Source organism: Dickeya sp. CFBP 2040, assembly GCF_012273755.1.
GTDB classification, from domain to species: Bacteria; Pseudomonadota; Gammaproteobacteria; order Enterobacterales; family Enterobacteriaceae; genus Dickeya; species Dickeya poaceiphila.
Genome location: NZ_JAAVXH010000087.1, coordinates 120,821 through 136,408, shown reverse-complemented (window position 1 = coordinate 136,408; position 15,588 = coordinate 120,821). Strand labels below are relative to the sequence as shown.

The window sequence follows — 15,588 nt, the reverse complement described above, 5'->3', positions numbered from 1 at the left end:
GTTCACTTTCCTGCTCGATTTGTCCCGCAAGGAATGAATTTCTAAGCTGCCTACGCGGCAGTTCACTGTAGCAATTTATCGCTTATGGCTTGATGTTGAAAGGGAAATCGGGCTTTTCACCCGGAAAACCCTTTTTTTATACCTGCGATTATCATGATTAAAAATCAACGAGTTATACGTGGTCGAAAAAAAGGTCCAAACCGACATTCGCTGAAACGGCATGTTACAGTGGCGCTTTTGTCAGACAGCTTTGCAAGGAACTTTCATGAAAAAACGGTTTTCACTAATTCTGTTGTGGGGGCTGGCCGGTGGCGCCAGCGCGGCGTCTCATCTTGATCAGGTGCAGGAACGCGGGGTGCTGAAGGTGTGCACCACCGGGGACTATAAGCCGTATACCTCGCTGCGTGCGGATGGTGACTACGAAGGCATCGATATCGCCATGGCACAGTCGCTGGCGAAAAGCCTGGGCGTGAAGGTGGAATGGGTGAAAACCAGCTGGAAAACCCTGATGCCAGATTTTCAGTCCGGTCAGTGCGATATCGCCATGGGCGGGATTTCCGTCACGTTAGATCGTCAGAAAAAGGCGTTCTTCTCCAGCACGCTGGATGTGGATGGCAAGATCCCGCTGGTGCGCTGCGACGACAAGGACAAGTACCAGACAATAGCGCAGATTAATCAGCCCTCGGTGCGGGTCATCGAACCGGCGGGTGGCACCAACGAGGCATTTGTTCACGCCCATTTGCCGAATGCCCATCTGGCGTTGCATGACAACGTGACCATCTTTCAGCAACTGGTGGATAAGCAGGCGGATGTGATGATTACCGATGCGTCGGAGGCGTTGTACCAGCAGAAGCGTTATCCGCAGTTGTGTGCGGTTAACCCCGCTTCGCCAATGCAGTATGGCGAGAAAGCTTACATGTTGCCGCGTGACGACATGAGCTGGAAGTTATATGTGGATCAATGGCTGCATCTGTCGAAATCGACCGGTGAATATCGGAATATAATTTCTGAATGGTTGGGTAAAGTGGAATAAAAGTTGGCTAAATGCGTTTAACGTAATGTAAATTTTTGTAGTTTACCGTATATATCGGAATAATGAACCATTGTTGTGCACCATGAGATAGTTTTTGCTTATCTTTTGGTGCTTTTTTTATTCAATTTTTTTGAGTGCAATCGGCAAATTAACCCGATTTTAACAGCCTGCTAACGGCGCTATCCTGCTTCACATCGAAGGCAATCACGTCTTCCCGACCCGAATAATGTGAAGAGGCTTATCATGAAATCAATCAAAACTGTTGTTGCTGCTATCGCTCTGGCTACTATTTCTTTCGGTTCTATGGCGGCGACTGAAGTGCAGTCGGCATCGAGCCGTGACCTGGGTACCGTTTCCGCCACCGGTTATAATCTGGATGATGTGCAGGCTCAGTTGTCTGCCAAAGCCGATGCCGCTGGCGCCAAATCTTTCCGTATCATCTCCGCTACCGGTGATGACCAGATGCGCGCCGTTGCTGAGCTGTATAACTAATTATTGAGTGCGTTTTTATTCGCTGAACGGCTCAGTGGTTAGTGAGAAAGCCCGAACCCCGGATTATCCGGGGTTCGGGCTTTTTGCGTGATGAGAAGAGGCGATGCTTCGCCATGAGCGCCAGGAGGCTAGCCGATGTACTCCAACTGGGTGCGTGTGGTCAGTCGGGTAACCAGCTCATAGGCGCTGGTGCCGTTGTGGGCGGCGATTTTCTCTACCGGCAGTGGGCCACCCCACAAAATCACTTCATCACCGACCTTATCCTGTGCGTCTGGTCCCAGATCGACGGTAATCATGTCCATCGAGACCCGGCCAGACAGCGGGACTTCGCGGCCATTGATCCACACCGGGGTGCCGCTTTGGGCGTCGCGCGGATAGCCGTCGCCGTAGCCGATGGCAATCACGCCGAGGCGGGTGTCGCGTGGGCTAACCCAGGTGCTGCCGTATCCCACGGGTTCGCCGGCGTGGTGTTCGCGCACCGCAATCAGGTGTGAGGTCAGGGTCATCGCCGGTTTGAGCTGCCATTGGCTGGCATCGCCCTGCGCCAGCGGCGAGACGCCGTACTGGATAATGCCGGGGCGGATCTGATCACGATGAGACTGCGGCCACAGCAGAATCCCGCCGGAGGCGGCGATGGACTGGCGACCCGGTTTGCCTTGCACAAAGGCGTCGAAACAGTCGAGCTGGCGTTGGGTGGTGTCTGCCTGTGGTTCATCGGCGCGGCAAAAGTGGCTCATGATGTTCACCGGTTGCACTACGCTGGAGCAGGCGCACAGTCGGGCATAAAACACGTCGGCGTGTTCCGGCAGCACGCCAAGACGGTGCATTCCGGTGTCGATCTTCATCCAGACGGTCAGCGGGTGCGTCAGGCGCGCCTGTTCCAGCGCCGCCAGTTGTTCTTCGCAGTGCACGGCGGTTTCCAGCTGGTGTTCGACCAGCAGCGGCAACTCCTCGGCGGCAAAAAAGCCTTCCAGCAGCAGGATGGGTTTGGTGATGCCGGCGGCGCGTAGCGCCAGTGCTTCGCTGAGACGGGAAACGCCATAACCGTCGGCGTCGGAAAAGGCGTGGGCGGCTTCCACCGCGCCGTGCCCGTAAGCGTTGGCTTTGACGATGGCGATCAGCCGGCTTTGTGGCGCCATCTTCCGGATACGTTGCAGATTATGACGCAAAGCCTGACGATCAATGACGGCGGTTGCCGTTTTCATTCTGAGTCCTTAGTGCATGTATTTATCATCGACGGTGATGTCGTTATCCGCGTGATGTATTCATCAGCGTAATTTATTCATCATCATATTGTGGCCCGGCGTAATTGTCGAAACGCGACCACTGCCCGTTAAAGGTCAGGCGTACGGTACCAATCGGCCCGTTACGCTGCTTCCCTATAATAATTTCCGCGATGCCTTTCAGATCGCTGTTTTCGTGATAGACCTCATCACGGTAGATAAACATGATCAGGTCCGCGTCCTGCTCGATGGAGCCGGATTCACGCAGGTCGGAGTTGACCGGACGTTTATCGGCGCGCTGTTCCAGACTACGGTTGAGCTGCGACAGCGCGATAACCGGTACTTGCAATTCTTTTGCCAATGCTTTGAGCGAGCGGGAAATTTCAGCGATTTCCAGCGTGCGGTTGTCAGACAATGAAGGAACCCGCATCAATTGCAGGTAGTCGATCATGATCAGGCTCAGCCCGTCGTGCTCGCGGAATACCCGGCGGGCGCGGGAGCGCACTTCGGTAGGCGTCAGGCCAGAGGAGTCGTCGATGTACATGTTGCGCTTTTCCAGCAGCAACCCCATGGTGCTGGAAATGCGCGCCCAGTCCTCGTCGTCGAGCTGGCCGGTACGAATGCGGGTTTGATCGACGCGCGACAACGAGGCCAGCATACGCATCATGATCTGCTCGCCGGGCATCTCCAGACTGAAGATCAGTACCGGTTTTTCCTGCGTCATGGCGGCGTTTTCACACAGGTTCATGGCGAAGGTGGTTTTCCCCATGGAAGGACGTGCCGCCACAATAATCAGGTCTGATTTCTGCAAACCGGCGGTTTTCTTATCCAGATCCTGATAACCGCTGGACACGCCGGTGACGCCGTCATGCGGGCGCTGATAAAGCTGTTCGATGCGCGACACGGTATCTTCCAGAATACGGTCGATACTTTTGGGGCCTTCATCCTTGCTGGCGCGATTTTCCGCTATCTGAAACACGCGTGATTCGGCCAGATCCAGCAGTTCTTCGCTGCTGCGGCCTTGCGGGTCGTAGCCCGCATCGGCGATTTCGTTGGCGACGGCGATCATCTCGCGCACCACCGCACGTTCACGCACGATGTCGGCATACGCGCCGATATTCGCCGCACTGGGGGTGTTTTTCGCCAGTTCCGCCAGATAGGCGAACCCGCCGGCGGATTCCAGCTCGCCTTTTTGCTCCAAAGACTCTGACAGGGTGATCAGGTCAATCGGCTTGCTCATTTCCAGCAGGCGCTGCATCTCGTTGAAGATCAGCCGGTGGGCGCGGTTGAAAAAGTCGTTGGCGGAGACGCGCTCGGCGACGTTATCCCAACGCTCGTTGTCGAGCATCAACCCCCCTAGCACCGACTGTTCCGCTTCGATGGAATGGGGCGGAAGTTTTAGCCCTTCTACCTGACGGTCGCGGGATTCTGCCGGTTTAGTTGGTTTTTTTTCTGCCATGAAACGCGTTCTTTACGGGTTGATTTACCTTAAGTGATGGGAGCATTGTATATCCTAAACACAGAATGACATATCGTCCGATGACCAGAATAGAGCGAGGAGATCATCATGGCCAAACGTATTCAGTTCAGCGACCACGGCGGGCCGGGAGTGCTGGAGTATGTGGATTACACGCCGCGTGAGCCGGGCCTTAACGACGTTCAGGTGGAAAACCGCGCCATCGGCGTGAATTTTATCGATACCTACTTTCGTTCCGGGCTGTACTCGCCGCCGTCGTTTCCTTCTGGTCTGGGCACCGAAGCGGCTGGCGTGGTGGTCAAAGTCGGGGCGAATGTGCAACACCTCAACGTGGGTGACCGCGTGGTGTATGCCCAGTCTGCGCTGGGCGCGTATAGCGAGCGGCATAACGTACCGGCGGACAAAGTGACGTTGTTGCCGGATGACATCAGCTTTGAGCAGGCGGCGGCGTCCTTCCTGAAAGGGCTGACGGTGTATTACCTGTTGCGCCAGACCTATGAAGTGAAGCCGGGCGAGATATTTTTGTTCCACGCGGCGGCAGGCGGCGTTGGGCTTATCGCCTGCCAGTGGGCGAAAGCGTTGGGGGTGAAGCTTATCGGCACCGTCGGTTCTGATAGCAAGGCCGAACTGGCAAAACAGGCGGGAGCCTGGGCCACCATTAACTATCGCAAGGAAGATATCGTCCAGCGGGTGCTGGAATTGACCCACGAAGAAAAAGTCTCGGTGGTGTATGACTCGGTCGGTAAAGACACCTGGGAAGCCTCGCTGAACTGTCTGAAACGGCGCGGGTTAATGGTGAGTTTCGGCAACTCGTCTGGTCCGGTGACCGGGGTCAATCTCGGCATCCTTAATCAGAAAGGGTCGCTGTATGTGACCCGGCCCTCGTTGTTCAGCTATATCACCAACCGGCAGGAGCTGGAACAGGCCAGCCGCGAGCTGTTCGGGTTGATAGCCAGCGGCGCCATCAAAGTGGAGGTGCCGGATAGCCAGAAGTTTGTGCTGGAAGATGCACAGTCCGCCCATCGGGCGCTGGAAAGCCGCAGTACTCAAGGATCATGCCTGCTGATTCCGGGTTCCGGATCATAATGAAGCGTGTGGTGATCCGTTAGCACGTGCGCCTTGTTGTACTTCACGTAAGCAGGCGGCGGGATGCGGGATGCGGGATGAAGAGCGGGTTATTCAGAGAGGATATCTGGAAAAAATAACACCGGCTCGTTAAGAACCGGTGTTATTCCGCAGGCGGTTTAGCCATGCGGTTAATTTCATCAACTGTATGTAGGGTACAGTGTGGAACTCGTCATGAAGGTGCCGCTGTGTGGCTATTATTTTCCTGACGATGATGAAATCGTGTATACCCAAAATAATTCGAGTTGCAGGCAGGCGGCGACGCAGCGAATCCCCAGGAGCTTACTCAAGTAAGTGACTGGGGTGAGCGAGGAAAGCCAACGCACCTGCAACTTGAAGTATGACGGGTATAGTGGGTTTCCCTTGAACCGGGAACCACTAAACAGTAAGCGCTATGCTAACAGCCACAATAAGGAAAAAATATTTGCTGGCGCACAGTTTCATATTTAATACGTTTGCCGCCAGCGTGGTATTACCTGGTATTTTCGTTTGTGATTCAGTCGTTTCCTTCTTCTTTTCTTACCAGTCATTGCCCCGGCGGTGACGCCAGTCGTATTTTTTGCGATACCGGTAGCGGTATGTGCCGCACACTGGCCCGCCCTGATACCCGCGCCACAGCCACACCACCACGATCGCCAGCAGTAGCCACGGCAGTACTTTTATTGCTATCGCAAACAGTCCGGCAGCCAGCATAAAAATGGCGGCAACAAACAGTGCCGCCATCACCCCCAGCAGTGACACGCCGGTAACCAGCAGCATGATAAAAAAACCAATAACGAAGAAAATTTCCAGCATGGTGTGCTCCTTAGCCGTTAGATCGCGTCTTGCGCAGGGGAAACGATTATTCTGCGTGCCGCATGATGCTTACAGGAGGGGTATTACAAGAAGCGTGCCAGAAGTTGTCGCTGATAACTGATTGATTTATCAGCGACAGTCAGCAGAGTGGCGATACTGTGTTAGTCAAAAAGACCAATAGTTGGTTTTTTTCAGGCTACATTAACCAGCGCCAGCGCGCGTTCCACCACGGTGGCGTCTGCGCCGGGTTTATGGGCATTTTCGCTCAGATAACGCCGCCACTGGCGTGCGCCGGGCACGCCCTGAAATAAACCCAGCATGTGACGGGTGATATGGCCTAACGCGGCGCCGCCGGAAAGCTCACGTTCGATATACGGGTACATCGCCTGCACCACGGCGGCCTGATTCGGCACTGCTGTGTTTGCCCCAAACAGCTCGCGGTCAACCTGCGCCAGTATGCCGGGGTTTTGATAGGCTTCGCGGCCCACCATCACGCCATCTACGTATTGCAGGTGCTGTTGCGCCTCAGTCAGCGTTTTGATGCCACCGTTAATCGCCAGCGTCAGCGAGGGGAAATCGCGCTTGAGTTGATAGACGCGCGGGTAGTCCAGCGGCGGGATTTCCCGGTTTTCTTTCGGGCTTAAGCCGGAAAGCCAGGCTTTGCGGGCGTGCACGATAAAGGTATCGCAGCCGCCCTGTTCGGAAACGGTGCGGATAAAATCGCATAAGAATTCGTAGCTGTCCTGATCGTCGATACCGATGCGGGTTTTCACCGTGACCGGAATGCTGACGCGCTCGCGCATCGCTTTAACGCAGTCTGCCACCCGTTGTGATTCCGCCATCAGGCTGGCGCCGAAACGGCCATTTTGCACCCGGTCGGACGGGCAGCCGACATTGAGGTTGATTTCGTCATAGCCGCGCTGTTCCGCCAGTAGCGCGCATTGCGCCAGCGCTGCCGGATCGCTGCCGCCAAGCTGCAACGCCAGCGGATGCTCTTCCTCGCTGTAGGCCAGATAATCCCCCTTGCCGTGCAGAATCGCCCCGGTGGTCACCATCTCGGTGTACAACAGCGCGTTATGACTCAGTAACCGGTGAAAGTAGCGGCAATGGCGATCAGTCCAGTCCAGCATCGGGGCGACGGAAAAACGACCGCGCCAGAACGTGGATGCAGATAAAGAAGAAGGCGGCATGGGATGGGTATCGCTCATTGCGCGTGGACTCGCTACCAGGGAAAAACAAGAGGCGTAATATAACGTGATTTAAGGATAGCGCAATGGTTGTCTCGGCGTTATTCCTTGCGCGTTAGCTAACCGGCGGTACTGTATTTAGAACCTATCCCAATAGCGCTATTTCACTTGCCAGTTTGGGCCTGGGCAGTCCGAAACTCTCACGTACTAGGTGTACGCTTCGGTTTACTTGCTGTGCTCGCCCTCTGTCCGTGCCCAAACTGGTTGCACCAATGACGCCTATTGGGATTGGTTCTTATTTCGGTGTTACGGGTTCATGGGGATAGCCTGTTAACGATATTCTCCGGCGATTTATTCAGTTTCTCTCATCACTTCATCACTCACGCCTGAACATCAATATACAGCGCATCGTAACGCCAGTATTCGCAGTCGCAGTCGATGATGCGGTCATGCTGGTCGCGGTTGATGCGGGTGATAAACAGCGCCGGGCTGCCGGGGGCGAGCTTTAACGCCGGGGCTGCGACCGGCGGCAGCGGCGTCGGCAGCATGGTGAAGCGCACCCGGCCATAGCGAATGTCATATTGCGACTGGTAAAGCTGGGTGAGTGAACGCGTCAAATCGCTGTTGAGCAAGCCCGGAAACCAGGCCGGGTTCAGGTAGTGTTCCACATACAGCACCGCGCGCCCGTCAAGGCGTCGCAGGCGACGGATGCGGTAGATCTCCGTACCTTCTTCCAGTTCCAGATGGCGAGCGATTGCCGTGCCCGCGGCAATCACGCCAGCTTCCAGCACCTCGGTGGCGGCTTTACGCCCCTGTTTTTCCGCCATTTCATGAAAGTGACTTCTGTGCAGCGGATTATAGCCAAGCCGCGGTGGTGAGATGAACCAACCGCGCCGCAGTTCCCGATAGATGATGCCTTGCGATTCGAGCAGGGTGAGCGCTTCGCGCAGGGTAATGCGGGTGGTGGAAAACTGCTCGCTGAGCACCCGTTCGGACGGCAGTCGTCCGTTGGCGAACTCGCCTCGTTGCATTCGTTTGAGCAGCGTATCGGCAATCTGGGTGACGGCGGTCGGTTGTGTTTTTGTCATCTGTTAGAGCCTTGATGTTGTGCAGCCTGCACCATAGCAGGGATTGTTGACGCCATGGTTGCACGCCTGCCGGAGCGTCGCAGCAGATGGGCCACACATCACAACAAATGGTGGCAGAACCGGTGCTGCCACCATTTTGTCTCGTTGCTGACATAAAAACGTCATCGCCGTGTGCTGAATTGGCGTACTTATTGCTGGTCTAGACCAGAAGCGTTCAGACCAACAGCGTATCACTCCCCTTGCTATGGAGCATTATGATGAAAAGATTGTTGTCTTCTGTGTTAATCAGCAGCGCGTTGTTTTCGAGTGCCGTGATGGCGCAGGATGTGGCCGCGCTGGAAAAAGCCGCTCGCGCCGAAGGCGAAGTTAACAGTGTTGGTATGCCGGACAGCTGGGCTAACTGGAAGGATACCTGGAACGATTTGAGCGCCAAATACGGCCTGAAGCACAGCGATACCGATATGTCCTCCGCGCAGGAGATTGCCAAATTCGCCGCTGAAAAAGAGAACGCCAGTGCCGATATCGGCGACGTAGGCGTAGCCTTCGGCCCGGTCGCGGTGCAAAAAGGCGTGAGTCAGCCGTACAAGCCGACCACCTGGGAACAGGTGCCGGACTGGGCGAAAGATAAGGACGGTCAGTGGGCGATGGCCTACACCGGTACCATTGCGTTTATCGTTGATAAACAGCAGGTAAAAGACATTCCGCATAGCTGGGCAGACCTGCAAAAAGGCAACTACGTGGTGACCATCGGCGACGTGGGCACCGCATCTCAGGCATCCAGCGGCGTACTGGCAGCCAGTTTCGCGCTGGGCGGCAACGAGAAGAACCTGAAACCGGCGCTGGATTTCTTTGCCAAACTGGCCAAAGCAGGCCGCCTCGGTCTGACCAACCCGGCTATCGCTAATATCGAGAAAGGTGAAGTGCAGGTCGGTGTGGTGTGGGATTTCAACGGCCTGAACTACCGCGATACGATCAACAAAGATCGTTTCGAGGTGCTGATCCCGTCTGACGGCTCGGTGATCTCCGGTTACACCACCATCATCAACAAATACGCCAAACACCCGAATGCCGCCAAACTGGCGCGCGAGTACATCTTCTCCGACGCCGGTCAGATCAACCTGGCGCGCGGTTACGCCCGCCCGATCCGCGCGCAGTACATTACCCTGCCGGATGACGTGAAAGCCAAACTGCTGTCGCAGGAGCAATACAAGAATGCCCGTCCGATTGCTGACGCCGGCGCCTGGGACAAGACTGTGAAAGCACTGCCGCGTCTGTGGCAGGAAAACGTCATCATCAACATGAAGCAGTAAGAACGCCTTCGGGAGTGCGGGATGAAAACGATTCTGGTGATACTGGACGGGCTGAGCTTTCAGGTCGGACGCGAGGCGATGGGCTACCTGCAGGCGGAGTGTGCCGCCGGGCGCGGTTGTCTTTATCTGTTGGAGTGCGAGCTACCGTCGCTGTCGCGCCCGTTGTATGAGTGCATTCTTACCGGTGCAACGCCGGTGCGAAGCGGCATCATCCACAACGGCGTTGACCGGCTGAGCGGTGAGCGCAGCATTTTCCATTACGCCCGCGAGGCCGGGTTAACCACGGCGGCAGCGGCGTATCACTGGATCAGCGAGTTGTACAACCGCACGCCGTTTGAGGCGGTGCGTGATCGTCATACCGTTGAGCCGTCGCTGCCGATCCAGTACGGCCATTTCTACCATGATGACGGTTATCCCGACTCCCACCTGTTTGAAGATGCAGAAAGTCTGCGCCTGCGTTACCAGCCGGACTTTCTGCTGATTCACCCGATGAACATTGATGACGCCGGGCACCGCTACGGCCTGTCTACCCCGCAGTACCGCAATCGGGCGCGTATGGCGGATGGCTACCTGTCGCACTGGATGCCGCGCTGGCTGGACGAGGGCTACCAGGTGCTGGTGACTGCCGATCACGGCATGAATGATGACCGCAGCCACGGCGGCACATTGCCGGAAGAGCGTCAGGTGCCGTTGTACGTGTTCGGCGACGCATTCTCACTGCACCCGGACGCCGCGCCGCAGCAAACCGAGCTGTGCGGCACGGTGTGCCAGTTGCTTGGCGTGACGCATGACAAGCCGGTGAGCCGCGATCTGCTGGCAAAAGGCATGATGGAGGCGCGCGCGTGAGGACTCGATGGCTGGCGGCGCTGGTTCTGTTGCCGTTTTTGGGGGTGTTTATCGCCTTTCAGATAGCCCCGCTGGTGTGGATGGCGATCAACAGTTTTTACAGTGACGCGGAAAGCGCTTGGGGGCTGGCGAATTACCGTGACCTGCTGACCTCGCCGTTCTATTTGCAGGCGATGCGCTTTTCGCTGGATATCTCGTTCTGGTCGAGTCTGTACGGGCTGATTATCGCGCTGGTGGGAGGGTATTCGCTGCAACAGCTGGGAGAAGGGCGGCTGCGACGCGTTGTGATGGCGTTCGCCAACATGACCAGCAATTTCGCCGGTGTGCCGCTGGCGTTTGCTTTCGTGATCATGCTGGGGCTGAACGGTTTTATTACCCTGTTGCTCCGGCAGAACGGGCTGTTGGATGGCTTTAATCTGTATTCCCGCAACGGGCTGATCCTGATTTATACCTATTTCCAGATTCCGCTCGGCATTTTGCTGCTCTATCCGGCGTTTGACGGGTTGCGCAGCGAATGGCAAGAGTCGGCGGCGCTGCTGGGCGCCAGCCGCTGGCGTTACTGGCTGCACATCGGCATTCCGGTGCTGACGCCGGCGTTGCTCGGCACCTTCGTCATCCTGCTGGCCAATGCGCTGGGGGCGTACGCCACCTTGTACGCGCTCACTACCGGCAACTTCAACGTGGTGCCAATTCGCATTGCGGCGCTGGTGTCCGGCGATATCTCGCTGGACCCTAATCTGGGCAGCGCACTGTCCATGTTGCTGGTACTGTTGATGGCGCTGATTACCGTGATTCACCAATGGCTGCTGCGCCGGAGTTACCTCCATGCTGCCCGTTAATTCTGTCACCGGAGGCCGCCATGTCCCGTGCTGAGCGCCGTTACCACCTGCTGGTGGTGTGGTTTATCTTGCTGATACTGATGTTGCCGTTGCTCGCCACGCTGGGTTATGCGCTGGCGACCGAGTGGGGCGCGACCATTCTGCCGCAGGGGCTGACCCTGAAATGGTTTACGGAACTGTGGAGCGACAGCCGTTTTCTGGTGGCGCTGGGCCACTCGCTGCTGATTTGCTTCGGCGCATTACTGTTTTCGTTGCTGCTGGTGCTGCCGGCGATGTTTGTCATCGCCTGGGCGTTTCCAAAATTGGACGGGCTGATGAATGTGCTGATTCTGCTGCCGTTTGCGGTACCGCCGGTGGTGTCGTCGGTGGGGCTGTTACAGCTTTACTCCGCCGCACCGCTGGCGTTGACCGGCACCCCGTGGATTCTGATCGGCTGTTATTTCACCATCGCGCTGCCGTTTATTTATCGTGCCATTGCTAACAATATGCAGGCCATCAATTTACAGGAACTGCTGGACGCGGCGCATCTGCTCGGTGCCAGCACCAGGCAGGCGGCGCTGTGGGTGGTGCTGCCCAACCTGCGTAAAGGGGTGATGATCGCGGTGCTGCTGTCGTTTTCGTTCCTGATTGGCGAGTTTGTGTTTGCCAATCTGCTGGCGGGCACCAATTACGAAACCTTGCAGGTCTACCTTTATAACAAACGCAACGACAGCGGGCATTTCACCAGCGCGCTGGTGATCTCCTATTTTCTGGTGGTGCTGCTGGTGACCTGGCTGGCGAACGTGCTGAATCGCAATCAATGAATTACGTAATAAATAAAAAGGGACTCGCTGAACATGGCCTACCTTGACGTCATCGATCTAAACAAACACTACGGGCCGACCAGGGTGTTTCAGGATATCCGGTTTTCTGCCGACGAAGGCGAGTTTGTCACGCTGCTGGGGCCGAGCGGTTGCGGCAAATCGACGCTGTTGCGCTGTCTGGCTGGACTGACTGCGGTGGACAGCGGCCAGATTCTGCTACAAGGCCGTGATATCGTGCCGCTGTCGCCGCAACAGCGCGATATCGGCATGGTGTTCCAGAACTATGCGTTGTTTCCCAACATGACGGTTGAAGGCAACGTGGCGTTCGGCCTGAAGATGCAGAAACTGCCCACTGGTGAGATGCACCGCCGGGTGGAAGAGGTGCTGGCGCTGGTGGAACTGGGCGATTACGCTCGCCGTTATCCGCATCAGTTATCCGGCGGTCAGTGTCAGCGCGTGGCGCTGGCGCGCTCGCTGGTGACGCGCCCACGGCTGTTGTTGCTGGATGAACCCCTGTCGGCGCTGGATGCCCGTATTCGACGCCATCTGCGCGAGCAGATTAGGCGCATCCAGCAGGAACTGAAGCTGACGACGATTTTCGTCACCCACGATCAGGAAGAGGCGCTGACGTTATCTGACCGCATTGTGCTGATGAACAAAGGTGAAATCGTGCAAAACGGCGACGCCGAATCGCTCTATACCCAGCCTGCCAGCCTGTTCGCCGCCGGGTTTATCGGCAGCTACAATCTGCTGAGCGCCGACGAGGCGATGCGCCTGACCGGCGAGCGGTTTTCCGGCCAGGTGGCGCTGCGCCCGGAGTCCGTGCTGCTATGCGCACCGGAGCAGGGGATGGATGGGGAAATCATCGGTCACAGCCTGTTGGGCAACGTGGTGCGCTACCGGATACGTATCCGCGAGGTGGAATTGTCGGTGGATGTGCTCAATCGCGCGATGGCCGATCTGCACCCAGCCGGTAGCCGGGTTGGAGTACAGATAGACCTCAGCGCGTTGCGTGAGGTGGCGTAAAGGGCGTTTTTTAGACCGGGTTAGCCGCCAGCACGCGCTGTAACCGTGCGGGAAAGTGCCCCGCGAAGGCGAGTAGCTGTTCGGTAAATTGTTCCACCAGTGCCGAGGGGGGACGGTGCAGCGGGCGAATCAGGCTGACGGTAAACGGCACATCGATGCTGAAACGGCGTACCACTACCGCGCCGCTGCTGGCGTAATCCACCGCAGTGAGTGGATTGACTATCGATAATCCTACTCCGGCGCGCACCATCGCGCACACCGAGGCGGCGCTGTGGGTATCCAATACCAGTCGCCGCGCTACATTCGCCTGCTCAAACTGCTGGTCCAGCAATTGCCGGTAACTGTCGGTGCTGGACAGGCTGACAAACGGTTGGTCGCGGAAATCTTCCGGCGTCAGCACCGCCTTGCGCGCCAGTGGGTGACCGACAGGCAGCACGCAGACTTCATTTAATTCCATCAGCGTTTGCCGTTCGGTGCCGGCGGGCGTCATCAGGTTTTCCGTCAGCCCCAGATCGTGACGTTGCGCCGACAGCCACTCTTCCAGCAGCGGCGACTCCTGCGGGATGACATGCAGGTTGAGTTCGGGGTAGCGCGCCAGCAGCGGCTGGCAGACTTCGGGTAGCAACGACTGGGAGAACACCGGCAGACACGCTACCGAGAGCGGTGCCTGCCGGAACTGGCGGATATCACGCGCCGCATTGACGATGCGTTCCAGCCCATAATAGGAGTGCTGCACTTCTTCGAATAATTGCAATCCTTGTGCGGTAGGGTGCAACCGCCCGCGGATACGTTCGAACAGCGGCATCTGCACCAGATGCTCGAAACGCGCCAACTCACGGCTGACCGTTGGTTGTGAGGTATTGAGCAGGTCCGCCGCTTCTGTCAGGTTGCCGGTGGTCATTACCGCATGAAAGATCTCAATGTGGCGCAGAGAAATATCAGCCATGTTTCCCTCTTTTTGTTCAGTATTCCTATATCAAAAATGAATGGAACCTGCGAAAAAGGATATTGGCATTATAGCCTGCGGGCCAGCACAATTTAGCTATCTAATAACGTTTCGGTAATATATCCATGCCACATGATCTGAATGACCTTTCTCATGCGTTGAACGTGCAGAGCCTGCGTGCGCTGCCGGAGCGTTTTGGTTGTCCGTTATGGGCCTACGACGCTGATACCATCATTGAGCGTATCGGTCAGTTGCGCCAGTTCGATACCATCCGCTTCGCGCAGAAAGCCTGTTCTAACCTGCATATTTTAAAGCTGATGCGCCAGCAGGGCGTGAAGGTGGATTCGGTATCGCTGGGAGAGATCGAACGCGCACTGGCAGCCGGTTTTGAGCCGGGTACTGACGCACATGAGATCGTATTTACCGCCGATGTGCTGGATGACGCCACGCTGCAACGGGTGCACGCACTGAACATTCCGGTAAATGCCGGTTCCATCGACATGTTGCATCAACTGGGCGAGCGCTCGCCGGGTCACCCGGTGTGGTTGCGTATTAATCCGGGATTTGGTCACGGTCACAGCCAGAAGACCAACACCGGCGGCGAAAACAGCAAACACGGTATCTGGTATGCCGATTTGCCGCAGGCGCTGGAAGCATTGAGTCGTTACCACCTGAAATTGGTTGGTATCCATATGCATATTGGCTCCGGCGTTGATTACGGGCATCTGGAGCAGGTATGCGATGCGATGGTGCAGCAGGTGCTGGCGGTGGGGCAGGATCTGGCGGCGATTTCCGCGGGTGGTGGGTTGTCTATTCCGTATCGCCATGGTGGTGAGCGCATTGATACCCAGCATTATTATGGCTTGTGGAACCGGGCGCGGGAGCAGATTGCTGCTCATCTGGGTCACCCGGTGACGCTGGAAATCGAACCGGGGCGTTTTCTGGTGGCGGAGTCCGGCGTGCTGGTGGCGCAGGTGCGTGCGGTGAAAGACATGGGCAGCCGTCATTTTGTGCTGGTGGACGCCGGGTTCAGCGACCTGATGCGCCCGGCGATGTACGGCAGTTACCATCACATTACCCTGTTGCCGGGCGATGGGCGCGACCTGAGCCAGTCAGCGTTGCGTGACACCGTGGTCGCCGGGCCGCTGTGCGAATCCGGCGATGTGTTTACCCAGCAGGCCGGTGGGGGCGTGGAAACGCTGGCGTTGCCAGCGGCGCAGGTGGGCGATTATCTGGTGTTCCATGATACCGGCGCCTACGGTGCTTCGATGTCTTCCAACTACAACAGCCGCCCGTTAATCGCTGAAGTGCTGTTTGAGCAGGGGCAGCCGCGGTTGATTCGCCGCCGCCAGACGCTGGACGAACTGCTGGCGCTGGAGCGGGTGTAACCGTAACCGC

Annotated in this window: 15 protein-coding genes and 1 CRISPR repeat array (1 of these 16 running past the window's edge); of the genes, 9 read left to right on the top strand and 6 right to left on the bottom strand. The window is 56.9% G+C overall.

Annotated elements, in window-relative coordinates:
- Positions 1-66: a CRISPR direct-repeat array (repeat unit 28 nt; unit sequence TTTCTAAGCTGCCTACGCGGCAGTTCAC); it reaches 390 nt to the left of the window's first position.
- Between the two features lie 199 nt (positions 67-265).
- On the top strand, positions 266-1,033 hold the full coding sequence (locus tag Dpoa2040_RS12360; protein ID WP_168641427.1) for a transporter substrate-binding domain-containing protein: 768 nt from the start codon (positions 266-268) through the stop codon (positions 1,031-1,033).
- Between the two features lie 243 nt (positions 1,034-1,276).
- Positions 1,277-1,525: a DUF1471 domain-containing protein gene (locus tag Dpoa2040_RS12355; RefSeq protein WP_042872664.1), complete on the top strand. Its 249-nt coding sequence runs from the start codon at positions 1,277-1,279 to the stop codon at positions 1,523-1,525.
- Between the two features lie 128 nt (positions 1,526-1,653).
- On the opposite strand, the gene alr is transcribed toward Dpoa2040_RS12355, so the two are convergent.
- Positions 1,654-2,730: an alanine racemase gene (gene alr, locus Dpoa2040_RS12350; protein ID WP_042872663.1), complete on the bottom strand. Its 1,077-nt coding sequence runs from the start codon at positions 2,728-2,730 to the stop codon at positions 1,654-1,656.
- 73 nt (positions 2,731-2,803) lie between these two features.
- Positions 2,804-4,207: a replicative DNA helicase gene (gene dnaB / locus Dpoa2040_RS12345; RefSeq protein WP_042872660.1), complete on the bottom strand. Its 1,404-nt coding sequence runs from the start codon at positions 4,205-4,207 to the stop codon at positions 2,804-2,806.
- Between the two features lie 108 nt (positions 4,208-4,315).
- Here dnaB and Dpoa2040_RS12340 point away from each other — a divergent pair, with 108 nt between their 5' ends.
- Positions 4,316-5,311: a quinone oxidoreductase gene (locus tag Dpoa2040_RS12340; protein ID WP_168641426.1), complete on the top strand. Its 996-nt coding sequence runs from the start codon at positions 4,316-4,318 to the stop codon at positions 5,309-5,311.
- A gap of 558 nt (positions 5,312-5,869) precedes the next feature.
- Here the strand turns inward: Dpoa2040_RS12340 and pspG are convergent.
- The 3 genes from pspG to Dpoa2040_RS12325 form a co-directional block, all read right to left on the bottom strand.
- On the bottom strand, positions 5,870-6,145 hold the full coding sequence (pspG, locus tag Dpoa2040_RS12335; protein WP_042872656.1) for an envelope stress response protein PspG: 276 nt from the start codon (positions 6,143-6,145) through the stop codon (positions 5,870-5,872).
- 191 nt (positions 6,146-6,336) lie between these two features.
- Positions 6,337-7,353, bottom strand: coding sequence for a tRNA dihydrouridine(20/20a) synthase DusA (gene dusA / locus Dpoa2040_RS12330; RefSeq protein WP_246867295.1), 1,017 nt, complete (start codon positions 7,351-7,353; stop codon positions 6,337-6,339).
- Between the two features lie 359 nt (positions 7,354-7,712).
- Positions 7,713-8,420: a UTRA domain-containing protein gene (locus Dpoa2040_RS12325; protein WP_168641425.1), complete on the bottom strand. Its 708-nt coding sequence runs from the start codon at positions 8,418-8,420 to the stop codon at positions 7,713-7,715.
- A gap of 257 nt (positions 8,421-8,677) precedes the next feature.
- Between Dpoa2040_RS12325 and Dpoa2040_RS12320 the strand changes: the two genes are divergently transcribed.
- From Dpoa2040_RS12320 to Dpoa2040_RS12300, 5 genes are read left to right on the top strand one after another with little or no spacing between them, the layout of a single operon-like run.
- Positions 8,678-9,730 (top strand): ABC transporter substrate-binding protein, encoded by a 1,053-nt coding sequence (locus tag Dpoa2040_RS12320; RefSeq protein ID WP_042872646.1) that lies wholly within the window; start codon positions 8,678-8,680, stop codon positions 9,728-9,730.
- Positions 9,731-9,751: 21 nt separating this feature from the next.
- Entirely contained in the window at positions 9,752-10,576 is an 825-nt protein-coding gene (locus Dpoa2040_RS12315) for an alkaline phosphatase family protein (RefSeq protein WP_168641424.1), read from the top strand.
- The gene (locus Dpoa2040_RS12310) at positions 10,573-11,415 is read left to right on the top strand and encodes an ABC transporter permease subunit (RefSeq protein ID WP_042872640.1); all 843 of its coding nucleotides are present in this window, start codon (positions 10,573-10,575) and stop codon (positions 11,413-11,415) included. The genes Dpoa2040_RS12315 and Dpoa2040_RS12310 overlap by 4 nt, the downstream gene beginning before the upstream one ends.
- A gap of 20 nt (positions 11,416-11,435) precedes the next feature.
- The gene (locus Dpoa2040_RS12305; RefSeq protein ID WP_042872638.1) at positions 11,436-12,218 is read left to right on the top strand and encodes an ABC transporter permease; all 783 of its coding nucleotides are present in this window, start codon (positions 11,436-11,438) and stop codon (positions 12,216-12,218) included.
- Positions 12,219-12,251: 33 nt separating this feature from the next.
- Positions 12,252-13,244, top strand: coding sequence for an ABC transporter ATP-binding protein (locus tag Dpoa2040_RS12300; protein WP_168641423.1), 993 nt, complete (start codon positions 12,252-12,254; stop codon positions 13,242-13,244).
- A gap of 10 nt (positions 13,245-13,254) precedes the next feature.
- On the opposite strand, the gene Dpoa2040_RS12295 is transcribed toward Dpoa2040_RS12300, so the two are convergent.
- Positions 13,255-14,190, bottom strand: a complete 936-nt coding sequence (locus Dpoa2040_RS12295) for a LysR family transcriptional regulator (protein WP_168641422.1) — start codon at positions 14,188-14,190, stop codon at positions 13,255-13,257.
- 125 nt (positions 14,191-14,315) lie between these two features.
- Here Dpoa2040_RS12295 and lysA point away from each other — a divergent pair, with 125 nt between their 5' ends.
- The gene (lysA, locus tag Dpoa2040_RS12290; protein ID WP_168641421.1) at positions 14,316-15,578 is read left to right on the top strand and encodes a diaminopimelate decarboxylase; all 1,263 of its coding nucleotides are present in this window, start codon (positions 14,316-14,318) and stop codon (positions 15,576-15,578) included.
- Positions 15,579-15,588: the final 10 nt, after the last annotated feature.

Excerpts from the sequence above, each read along its gene's own strand:
- Dpoa2040_RS12360 (WP_168641427.1), top strand. The coding sequence starts at position 266 with ATGAAAAAACGGTTTTCACTAATTCTGTTGTGGGGGCTGGCCGGTGGC.
- Dpoa2040_RS12355 (WP_042872664.1), top strand. The coding sequence starts at position 1,277 with ATGAAATCAATCAAAACTGTTGTTGCTGCTATCGCTCTGGCTACTATT.
- alr (WP_042872663.1), bottom strand. The coding sequence starts at position 2,730 with ATGAAAACGGCAACCGCCGTCATTGATCGTCAGGCTTTGCGTCATAAT.
- dnaB (WP_042872660.1), bottom strand. The coding sequence starts at position 4,207 with ATGGCAGAAAAAAAACCAACTAAACCGGCAGAATCCCGCGACCGTCAG.
- Dpoa2040_RS12340 (WP_168641426.1), top strand. The coding sequence starts at position 4,316 with ATGGCCAAACGTATTCAGTTCAGCGACCACGGCGGGCCGGGAGTGCTG.
- pspG (WP_042872656.1), bottom strand. The coding sequence starts at position 6,145 with ATGCTGGAAATTTTCTTCGTTATTGGTTTTTTTATCATGCTGCTGGTT.
- dusA (WP_246867295.1), bottom strand. The coding sequence starts at position 7,353 with ATGAGCGATACCCATCCCATGCCGCCTTCTTCTTTATCTGCATCCACG.
- Dpoa2040_RS12325 (WP_168641425.1), bottom strand. The coding sequence starts at position 8,420 with ATGACAAAAACACAACCGACCGCCGTCACCCAGATTGCCGATACGCTG.
- Dpoa2040_RS12320 (WP_042872646.1), top strand. The coding sequence starts at position 8,678 with ATGAAAAGATTGTTGTCTTCTGTGTTAATCAGCAGCGCGTTGTTTTCG.
- Dpoa2040_RS12315 (WP_168641424.1), top strand. The coding sequence starts at position 9,752 with ATGAAAACGATTCTGGTGATACTGGACGGGCTGAGCTTTCAGGTCGGA.
- Dpoa2040_RS12305 (WP_042872638.1), top strand. The coding sequence starts at position 11,436 with ATGTCCCGTGCTGAGCGCCGTTACCACCTGCTGGTGGTGTGGTTTATC.
- Dpoa2040_RS12300 (WP_168641423.1), top strand. The coding sequence starts at position 12,252 with ATGGCCTACCTTGACGTCATCGATCTAAACAAACACTACGGGCCGACC.
- Dpoa2040_RS12295 (WP_168641422.1), bottom strand. The coding sequence starts at position 14,190 with ATGGCTGATATTTCTCTGCGCCACATTGAGATCTTTCATGCGGTAATG.
- lysA (WP_168641421.1), top strand. The coding sequence starts at position 14,316 with ATGCCACATGATCTGAATGACCTTTCTCATGCGTTGAACGTGCAGAGC.